The sequence below is a fragment of the Acinetobacter sp. TUM15071 genome, from assembly GCF_008980925.1.
Taxonomy (GTDB): Bacteria; Pseudomonadota; Gammaproteobacteria; order Pseudomonadales; family Moraxellaceae; genus Acinetobacter; species Acinetobacter dispersus.
Map to the genome: position 1 here is coordinate 283,370 of NZ_BKGB01000002.1, position 9,842 is coordinate 293,211.

Sequence of the window (9,842 nt, forward strand, 5' to 3'; positions counted from 1 at the left end):
TTAGAGTCTGTTAGGTATTTATGAAAATAGCGATTGCTGGAACTGGATATGTCGGGTTGTCAAATGCAATGCTATTTGCACAACACCATGAAACCATTGCGCTTGATATATTACAAAGCAAAGTTGACTTATTAAACAACAAAATATCACCGATTCAGGATCATGATATTTCAATCTTTTTAAAAGAAAAAAATCTCAATTTTACAGCGACAACCGATCAGCAACTGGCGTTTCAAGATGCTGATTTTATTATTATTGCCACCCCAACCGATTACGATCCTCAGACCAATTACTTTAATACCCAAAGTGTGGAAAGCGTCATTCAGGATGTCCTAACCATTAATCCCAATGCGACCATGATCGTCAAATCAACAGTTCCCGTTGGTTTTACTGAACAAGTCAAACAGAAATATCAAACCCAGAATATTATTTTCTCTCCGGAATTTCTGCGCGAAGGCAAAGCATTACACGACAATCTCTATCCTTCTCGTATTATTGTGGGGGAACAGTCTGAACGTGCGCAACAATTTGCAGATCTACTGGTAGAAGGTGCTGTAAAACAAGATATTCCTGTCTTACTGACCCACTCAACCGAAGCTGAAGCAATTAAATTATTTGCCAATACTTATCTTGCAATGCGTGTCGCATTCTTCAATGAGTTAGATACTTATGCACAAAGCTTCGGCCTAGACACCAAACAAGTAATTGACGGCGTTTGTCTTGACCCACGTATCGGTAGCCACTACAACAACCCATCTTTTGGTTACGGCGGTTATTGTCTACCAAAAGATACTAAGCAATTATTGGCAAATTACAACAATGTCCCAAGTAATTTGATTCAAGCGATTGTCGATGCAAATCGAACACGTAAAGATTTTATTGCCGATTCGATTCTTGCTCGAAACCCAACCACAGTCGGTATCTACCGTCTCGTGATGAAAAGTGGCTCAGACAATTACCGTGCCTCAGCAATTCAAGGTGTCATGAAGCGACTGAAGGCGAAAGGCGTTGAAGTTATTATTTACGAGCCAACCTTTCATGAAGATACCTTCTTTAAGTCAAAAGTGACGCAAGACCTGAATGAATTCAAGCAATCTAGTGATGTGATTATTGCCAATCGCCTCTCAAATGATTTGCTAGATGTACAAGATAAAGTTTATACACGAGATATTTTTGGAGGCGATGAATGAAAGTTCTAGTCACAGGTGCTGCGGGATTCATCGGCTTTAGTGTTGCAAAAAAACTACTTGAACGTGGTGATGATGTGGTCGGTTTTGATAATTTTAATGATTATTATGACCCTTCGCTAAAGGAAGCTCGTGCAAAGCAATTACAACTATTGACTGAAAGTACAGATACTGGCAACTTTAGTTTAATTCGTGAAAACCTTGCTAATAAAGCCGTAGTGGATCAGTGTTTTAAAGATCATAGCTTTGATCGCGTGATTCACTTAGCAGCACAAGCTGGTGTACGCTACTCGCTTGAGAATCCACATAGCTATGTGGAAAGCAACCTGATTGCGTTTACCAATATCTTAGAAGCCTGCCGCTATGCAGAAACACCGCACTTGACCTATGCCAGTACCAGTAGTGTGTATGGAGCCAATACCACCATGCCTTTTAGTGAACAGCATGGCGTTGATCATCCATTACAATTCTATGCTGCGACTAAACGCGCCAATGAGTTAATGGCACACAGCTACAGCCACTTATTTAAATTACCGACCACTGGCTTACGTTTCTTCACCGTGTATGGTCCGTGGACACGTCCAGATATGGCCTTATTTAAATTCACCAAAAATATCTTTGAAGGCAAACCAATTCCTGTGTTCAATCACGGTAATCACACGCGTGACTTTACCTATATCGATGATATTGTTGAAGGGATTATCCGTACCAGCGATAAAATTGCGACTCCTGATGAAACTTGGGACAGCAACCATCCAAACCCTGCAACCAGCAATGCCCCGTTTAGAATCTTTAATATTGGCAATAACCGTACGGTGAAATTGATTGAATATATTCAGGCCATTGAGAAAGCAGCAGGCAAAGAAGCGATTTTAGACTTACTTCCGTTACAACCTGGCGATGTGCCTGATACTTTTGCCGATAGCTCCGCTCTGGAAAATTATGTGGACTATAAACCTGCGACATCGGTGGTCGATGGGGTCAAAAACTTTGTCGATTGGTATCGTGAATATCACAAGCTCTAAATCGGTTAAAAATAAAAAAATCAGGCTCTTCGCCTGATTTTTTTATTGCACCAATCACATTATTAGCGCGCTTGGCAGTGTTTCAATTATTGCCAAGACTCTTTAATCCAGTCCGATGGTAAGACATAACGATACCACTTACCACCACCACCACTAATCGCATCTGGTGGATTGATCTCGCCATGGAAAATAATGATTTTTGCGCCTTTCGGTTTAACAGGTGGCTGGAAATAAGCAAATGGCACTCGTCTTAAACAGTGATATTTATAGCTCTTACACCACTCTTTATTCCAGTAGCTCAGCTTACCTTCGTTATGCACAAACCAAGACAGATATTCTTGTTCATTGCGGAACTTTTGACTGATCTCATTAAAGTTTGCACGGAAATACGGCAGGATTTTAGGAAAAGCCCCCAATTTAAAACGATATACCGAGCTATTCCCAGTAATACGCCATGGACGTTTCCAATCGTGGATCACCAAGAACTCGCCTTCCGCTTGGAAAAAACAGTCAATATTATCAATAATGACCACATCTAGATCGAGAAACAATGCATTGCCTTTTAGGCCATACAAATCAGGCTCAAAGGTTGAAAGTTTATTCCAACCACGTTCAGGACTACCTGCAGGTAAATCCAAAGAAGGTATTGGAAAGCACTGGATATTCGGGTCAATCCCCTCAGTACGATCTGTCAGACACACCATTTTAAAAGGTAGGGTCAAATGACGTTTGACCATGTTGTATAGACGGTTTACGTACTCAGCACCATATTTGGTTCCCCACTTCATGCACAAAATCACATTGTCTTCATGAGTTGCCGAATTTTGTTGAATATCTACCATCTGATAACCTTAAATGCTTGAGATATGGAAGTTCGCGTTGTCATAAAAAATCCAAGAGCGTTCAATCATATGCACTGAATATATTCTCATCTTAGCATAGAGCTGATCATTTTTTTTAGTATTAATTCGTCAATAAAAAAGCGAAGCCTAAGCTTCGCCCTTGCATACGATTACAGCTTATTTAATATAAGTTAACCAGTGTGCATATTTGTCATTGCGACCTTGTACTGCATCAAAGAAGGTCTTTTGGATCACAGTGGTAATCGGGCCACGTGAACCACAACCGATTTCACGGTCATCATATTCACGAATTGGGGTTACTTCTGCAGCAGTACCAGTAAAGAATGCTTCATCTGCAATGTAGAATTCATCACGGGTAATACGACGTTCAACTACTTCATAACCAAGGTCTTTGGCAATGGTAATCACAGTTTGACGGGTAATTCCTTCTAATGCGCCACCTGCCAAATCTGGGGTATGTAATACACCATCTTTGATCAGGAATACATTCTCGCCCGCGCCTTGGCAAACAAAGCCTTGTGGATCAAGTAGCATCGCTTCGTCATAACCTGAACGTGCGACTTCCTGATGCGCCAAGATCGACACGGTATAGTTACCGCATGCCTTAGCTTTACACATGGTCACGTTTGGATGGTGATGCGTGAATGAAGAGGTTTTTACACGAATACCATGTGCCATTGCTTCTTCACCAAGGTATGCACCCCAACCCCATGCTGCAACTGCGGCATGAATGGTGTTGTCTGTTGCTGCAATACCGAGTTTCTCAGAACCAATCCAAATCAATGGACGTAAATAGCAAGAAGCCAGTTTATTTTCACGAACCACATCGATTTGTGCTTGTTCTAGTGTCGCTTGATCAAATGGAACATTCATTTGATAAATTTTTGCTGAATTTAATAAGCGTTTAGTATGATCTTGCAAACGGAAGATTGCTGTACCATTCGGTGTTTCGTAAGCTCTGACGCCTTCAAAGACACCCATGCTGTAGTGTAGTGTGTGAGTTAAGACGTGAATTTTTGCATCACGCCAATCAACTAACTTTCCATCTTGCCAAATAAAACCATCACGATCAGCCAAACTCATCGCACATACTCCATTTTCTTTTTACACAATTATTCACTTTCCACTGCTTGCGCAGTTGGATCAATTAATCTTTGCCATAACTTGCAAACGATCTCGCGGGTATCGTGCCAATCCGCAGCATTGACTTGCATAGATTGATTTGCAAGCGCTAGACGGTGGCTCTCAGCTCGTTCACGGAGATAAGCGTGTATTAATGCTGTGGCATCTTCACTGGATAAGCAGCCTGCTTTAGCAGCATCTTCTAGAATTCTTACATTGTCGGAAAAATGGGCGAGATCTGTATTCGTCCCACTCCATGCAAGCACAGCATACTGTGCCATAAATTCGATATCAACGATACCACCTGAGTCCTGTTTTAAATGAAAAATCCCATGTTTTTTTTGCTCAGAAGATGATCCCAAATGATCTTTCATCTTTTGGCGCATTTTCAACACTTCTTCGCGCACCACATTTTCATCACGAACTTGGGTCAGGATCTGACAGCGAATCTGTTCAAATTGCGTGCATAATCCAGCATCTCCCGCGATCGATCGAGCACGCACCAAGGCTTGATGTTCCCATAACCAGGCACTTTTTTGTTGATATTGCTCATAAGCTTTTAAACTGGTGACCAACATCCCTGCTTCACCAGATGGTCGCAGACGGGTATCAATTTCATAGACACGCCCATCTAGCGTTTGGGTAGTCATGAGTGACATAAATTTTTGCGCCACACGAATGGCAAACTCAGCACCGCTAATGCCCTTGCGACCATCAGTTTCACTTTGCTCCTCAAAGGCGTGGATAAACACCAAATCTAAATCTGAGCCATAGCCCAGCTCAATACCACCTAATTTGCCATAAGCAATTACTGCAAAACCTTTATGGTCTAGACTGCAACGCTGCCCATCACTTCCAACTGGATAACCATGACGCTGCGCAACTGCCTCATAAGCCAAGCGTAAGGTCGCTTGCACGCTTACTTCAGCAATATCAGTCAAGGCATCGGAAACTTTCATCAACGGACTTTCTGCAAGCACATCACTGGCTGCAACTGTCAGTACATTACTCTTTTTAAATAAGCGCAGTACCCGCATTTGATCTTCGACTTGATCAATCTCTATTCGTAGCAATTGTTGGCGCAGTGAATCTTCCAGATCTTTACGTTGTGGCAGACCAAAATCCATGGACAGAAATTCATCCAACAGCACTGGATACTGTGCGAGTTCCTCACAGATCCATGGACTGACAGTTGCCATCTTGACCAGTCGCTGTAATGCGCCACGACTTTCCATCAGCATGACCAGATAGACCGTACGGCGTAGCACCGATTCCACCAATGGCATCAAGCGCAACAGTGCCACTTGGGGCTGATCCGACTGTAAAATCGCTTCGATCAAATGCGGCCAGAATTTCTTTAAACGCTCTAAAGCACTGGCTGGGATTTTGCGTAGCGCCTGCCCATGCCAAAAATTTTGGATCAGGTTCTTGGCATCATCATCCAATACCGCATTGAGTTTTTGTTCAAGCTGCACGAAATCATCAACAGGCTCAGCAAACTCTGTTTCCTGAATCAATTGTTTAAACTGGACTTTGACCTTGTCACGTTTCTGATTGAGTACATCCAAGAAGGCAGCCCAATCAGCAAAGCCAAGTGTATCCAACATTCGCTTTCTCAATTCAGGCTCGGTTGGTAAGGATTGAGTCTGCTGATCATTCAAGGCTTGAATGGCATGTTCGACTCGTCTTAAAAATAGATAAGCATCTTCCAGATCAATCACTGCTTGCTGATCTAGCAACTCCGCTTCACCTAAATGATGCAAATTGACCAGACATTGACGATCTTGCAGTTCACGCTTCGATCCGCCATAGATCAACTGGAATACCTGCACAATAAATTCGATTTCACGAATCCCACCAGCACCCAGCTTAATATCCTCTTCGATATTACGACGCATGACCTCACGCTCAATCATCGCCTTCATTTCACGCATAGCAGCGAAAGCGGAATAATCGACATAACGACGGAATACAAAAGGACGTGACATGTCTAGCAGTTCTTCGCCCGCTTTGCCACCGGTAATCACGCGCGCCTTAATCCATGCATAGCGTTCCCATTCACGCCCATGCTGGCTGAGATATTTTTCTAATCCACTATGGCTAATTGCCAATGCTGAACCATCGCCCCACGGACGCAAACGCATATCGACACGGAACACAAAACCATCGGCAGTAATATGATCGAGCAGATAAATCAGCTTCTGTCCCCACAGAATACAGAACTGCTGTACATCAATACATTTACGCCCATTAGTTTCGCCTTGTTCATCAAAGGCAAATATCAAATCGATATCACTAGAGAGATTCAGCTCTTGAGCGCCCAGCTTACCCATTCCAATGACAATCAGATCTTGTAACTGACCTGAATAACCAATGGGCTCACCATGCTTGGCGAGTAAAGGCGGTAATGCAAAAGCTTTGGCTGCACAAATACTGGCATCAGCAAAATCGGATAACTCACGTGTCAGCGTCACCACATTGGTGAATTGATTGGCATCCTGCCAAATCCAGCGAAACATGAGCTTGGCTCGGAGCACCCGTAAGGCTTTCATCCATGATTGTTCATCAGTGACTTCAGCCACAGCCAGTTGCACTTTTTGATAGATGGTTTCAGTCGACAGTGAGTCAAGAAATTGATCTTCGGAATAGTCTTGTTCTAATTGTAGTTTGTATAAATTTAAAACTTGTTCAGCATATTGGCTTGCAACTAAGGTTTTTTGTAGCTGTTGCGCATTCATATAAAAAGGCTCGACTGATGTCATGTCATCTAGGTTAGTTATATCAGTTACAAGCTTATCTTTAAAATCTCTTTAGACTAATTTCGCTTTGGTTTTTTGTTGATCCGTACATAAATCAACCTGTTCACGTTCGATCGGCAATAATACGGTAAACACTGTACCTTCGCCTTCATTGGAGGTGACATTGATTTCACCCAAATTCATTTCTACAAAGCGCTTACACAAACTTAAGCCCAGACCTGCACCCTTCTCTCCTGCGGTGCCTTTATAACTCATGGTAATCCGCGGTTGGAATAGGTCTTTGATCTGTTCTTGGGTCATGCCGAGACCAGTATCTTTGACATAGATTTCAACATAAGTGCCTTTATGTTGTGCTTGGATATAGACTTTACCCGTACCATCCACATCGGTAAATTTCAGCGCGTTAGAAACCAAGTTCTGAATCACCGAAGTGATCATATTCATATCAGCATAGACTTTAAGATTTTCATCGACTTCATTAATAAGTTGGATATTCTTCTTAATCGCCAAAGTTTTCAGAATATCAGTCACGATATTGGTGATCTGGCGCAGCTTAAAATTGATGGGGTGATAGACAAAACGCCCACCCTCAGCCATTGCCCAATTCAGTAAGCTTTCTAATAAGTTATACGTCGATTGTGAAGTATCATAAAGATAGTCCGCGATATTCTGGATACTGGATTCATCTAAGGTTTCACGTTCTTTCGCCAATATTTCTGAGAAACCCAATAGCCCATGAAACGGTGCACGTAAGTCATGGGAAATAATCGAAAAGAATTTGGTTTTACTAAAATTGAGTGCAGCTTCTTGTTCGTATAGTTCTTTCAATTCGTCATGGTTAAACTTCAATTCCAGTTGTTGCATGAAGTTGACGCAATGTTCTTGGAGAAGTTGTTTTTGTAGATCGCTAAAACCTTGTGCAGCTTCATCAAACAGGATGATATAGCCGAGTGAGGTTTGGTCTGGATGTCTGAGATGTAAAGCAACTGCGCTTTGGATTTTCTTTTTCAGTGGTGCTAGAAATGCCAGTAATGTTGAGTATTGCGGATGATCGCTATCAACCAGATCACCATTCACAAATAAGGTATTTAGACTTTTGGTAATTTTTGCAGAATCAATGGCTTTGAGTTTTTCAGGGCAACGATGCCACAGATAAGGTTCTTGATGAAATGACATCAATGCGGTACCGGCTTGCATCAGTTTTCGGTTGAACTGTAAAAATTGCTCAAGCAAATTCTGCTCTGAAGTTAGCCCCAAAGAAAGAGAGATTTTACAAGCACTTAACTTTTCAGCTTGCTGTAGTTCTAATAATTGAATCGTCATTCCCGCCTCTCGAATATTTTCGTTATACGGTTCTTTACGTTTTATAAAAAAAATGTGAAAACTATCACTTAGTATTAACAAACTTTAACAGAAAAGGCAATTGTTGATTCAATCAATTCGCAACAAAACGTGAAATCTCATTGAATTTACACTTAAAACACAACTTAATTTCAAATCAAAAACTATTAGCATCACCTAGTGTCAAAAATAATAACTCAAATGTTTTTTAAAATGAGAATTACTAGAGTAATTTCATAATTAAAGTAGAATACATCTTTGTAATAAAACTCAATAATTCCCGCTCAAATCAAAGAGTAATCCTAATGCTTAGTTTCAAAAAAAAATCCATCCTCCCTTTTATCATTTTAATGTTATCAGGGTATGTTTCTGCAGAACCACTTAACCAAAATTCAATTAAAATGAAAAGTGAAGCAGAACAGATCAAACAAGATTTACCATATATAGAATATACAGTTAAAGCTGGTGATTCTTTAGCCTCTATTGCTAAAAAATTTAATACAAACTGGAGGTCCCTCGTTAAAGAAAATGAACTGCTATCGCCCTATACTACGGTTGTTGGCCAGAAATTAACTATAGGGAAGCCTGTAAATGAGCAGAACCAGACAAACTCAATGAGCAAGGAAGATAAAGAGATTCAATCTTATAGAGATAAAATTGCAAACACCGCTCCAACCTGTAATAGTCAATCCGAATGTGATACTAAAATGGAAGCTGCTTATTTATGGGTAACTAAAAATGCAGATTATAAAATTAGAAACTCAAATAATGTTGTTATTGAAACCTATGCACCGAGAGAGCACTCAGGTGATATTTTTATAATGATAACAAAAGAACCTTTAAGTAAAGGTAAATATGTTCTTATAGCAGCAATTGCATGTCATAACCCAAAACTTTTTACTAAATATAGTCCCATAACCAGTTGCAAAGTCAACACACTAAATAAAGCACTAGAATTTAATGATTTTGTTAACTCATATTAAGTAATTTTTTGCGTCTTTTTTAAGGCGCAAAAATCATATAATCAAGAAACATAAAGTCTTTAGATAAAAATCGTAGTAAATCACAAAGATTTAAATTCAAACCATTAAAAAACCCCAAGCCTTTAATACCAGCTTGGGGTCTTTGAATCTTGGTCCCGAGGGTCGGGATCACAGTAATGTAAATGATTCAATTAGTTAGGTACATAAGTGTGGAAATAGTGTGCAGATCTCAGATAAATGAGCAAAATATCAGGAACATAGAAACAATGGTTTAAAGGGTGTTTTATTCCCTTCTTCTCAAACTTTAGGTCATGAAAAATAGAGGTTACAGAAGTTACAGATATTTATTTATATAGTTAAATATATGATTATTATTAATATATATAAAAAATATAAAAGTTACATATAGGTAACTTTGAAGTTACATGTAACCTCTTTTCGAGGTTACAAGCTGTAACCCCTTATACATATGATTTATATAGATATTCTATCTTTTTAAAAAATCCCGTAACCTCATGTAACCTCTGTAAGGTTACAAAATATAGTTATAATAATCATATAC

At 40.2% G+C, this 9,842-nt stretch carries 7 protein-coding genes; 3 read left to right on the forward strand and 4 right to left on the reverse strand.

Features of this window, described 5'->3' with window-relative positions; translation table 11 throughout:
• Positions 1–20: 20 nt before the first annotated feature.
• A complete protein-coding gene (locus GBI66_RS03370) occupies positions 21–1,190 on the forward strand; it encodes a nucleotide sugar dehydrogenase (protein WP_151715157.1) in 1,170 nt (389 codons plus the stop codon).
• Positions 1,187–2,212 carry an NAD-dependent epimerase gene (locus GBI66_RS03375; protein ID WP_151715158.1) on the forward strand — a complete coding sequence of 342 codons (1,026 nt, stop codon included), beginning with the start codon at positions 1,187–1,189 and terminating at the stop codon, positions 2,210–2,212. The genes GBI66_RS03370 and GBI66_RS03375 overlap by 4 nt, the downstream gene beginning before the upstream one ends.
• Before the next feature lie 86 nt (positions 2,213–2,298).
• Here GBI66_RS03375 and GBI66_RS03380 read toward each other — a convergent pair whose 3' ends face one another.
• From GBI66_RS03380 to GBI66_RS03395, 4 genes are all read right to left on the reverse strand, one after another.
• Complete coding sequence (locus GBI66_RS03380) at positions 2,299–3,054, reverse strand: glycosyltransferase (RefSeq protein ID WP_151715159.1); 756 nt, start codon at positions 3,052–3,054, stop codon at positions 2,299–2,301.
• Between the two features lie 177 nt (positions 3,055–3,231).
• Complete coding sequence (locus tag GBI66_RS03385; RefSeq protein ID WP_005149867.1) at positions 3,232–4,158, reverse strand: branched-chain amino acid transaminase; 927 nt, start codon at positions 4,156–4,158, stop codon at positions 3,232–3,234.
• A 29-nt stretch (positions 4,159–4,187) separates the two neighbouring features.
• Entirely contained in the window at positions 4,188–6,935 is a 2,748-nt protein-coding gene (gene glnE, locus GBI66_RS03390; protein ID WP_151715160.1) for a bifunctional [glutamate--ammonia ligase]-adenylyl-L-tyrosine phosphorylase/[glutamate--ammonia-ligase] adenylyltransferase, read from the reverse strand.
• A 72-nt stretch (positions 6,936–7,007) separates the two neighbouring features.
• Positions 7,008–8,279, reverse strand: a complete 1,272-nt coding sequence (locus GBI66_RS03395) for a sensor histidine kinase KdpD (protein ID WP_151715161.1) — start codon at positions 8,277–8,279, stop codon at positions 7,008–7,010.
• A gap of 323 nt (positions 8,280–8,602) precedes the next feature.
• Between GBI66_RS03395 and GBI66_RS03400 the strand changes: the two genes are divergently transcribed.
• Positions 8,603–9,280, forward strand: coding sequence for a LysM domain-containing protein (locus tag GBI66_RS03400; protein WP_228267279.1), 678 nt, complete (start codon positions 8,603–8,605; stop codon positions 9,278–9,280).
• The last annotated feature ends 562 nt before the right edge of the window (positions 9,281–9,842 follow it).

Coding starts and splice junctions, on each gene's coding strand:
- GBI66_RS03370 (WP_151715157.1), top strand. CDS start 21: ATGAAAATAGCGATTGCTGGAACTGGATATGTCGGGTTGTCAAATGCA.
- GBI66_RS03375 (WP_151715158.1), top strand. CDS start 1,187: ATGAAAGTTCTAGTCACAGGTGCTGCGGGATTCATCGGCTTTAGTGTT.
- GBI66_RS03380 (WP_151715159.1), bottom strand. CDS start 3,054: ATGGTAGATATTCAACAAAATTCGGCAACTCATGAAGACAATGTGATT.
- GBI66_RS03385 (WP_005149867.1), bottom strand. CDS start 4,158: ATGAGTTTGGCTGATCGTGATGGTTTTATTTGGCAAGATGGAAAGTTA.
- glnE (WP_151715160.1), bottom strand. CDS start 6,935: ATGAATGCGCAACAGCTACAAAAAACCTTAGTTGCAAGCCAATATGCT.
- GBI66_RS03395 (WP_151715161.1), bottom strand. CDS start 8,279: ATGACGATTCAATTATTAGAACTACAGCAAGCTGAAAAGTTAAGTGCT.
- GBI66_RS03400 (WP_228267279.1), top strand. CDS start 8,603: ATGCTTAGTTTCAAAAAAAAATCCATCCTCCCTTTTATCATTTTAATG.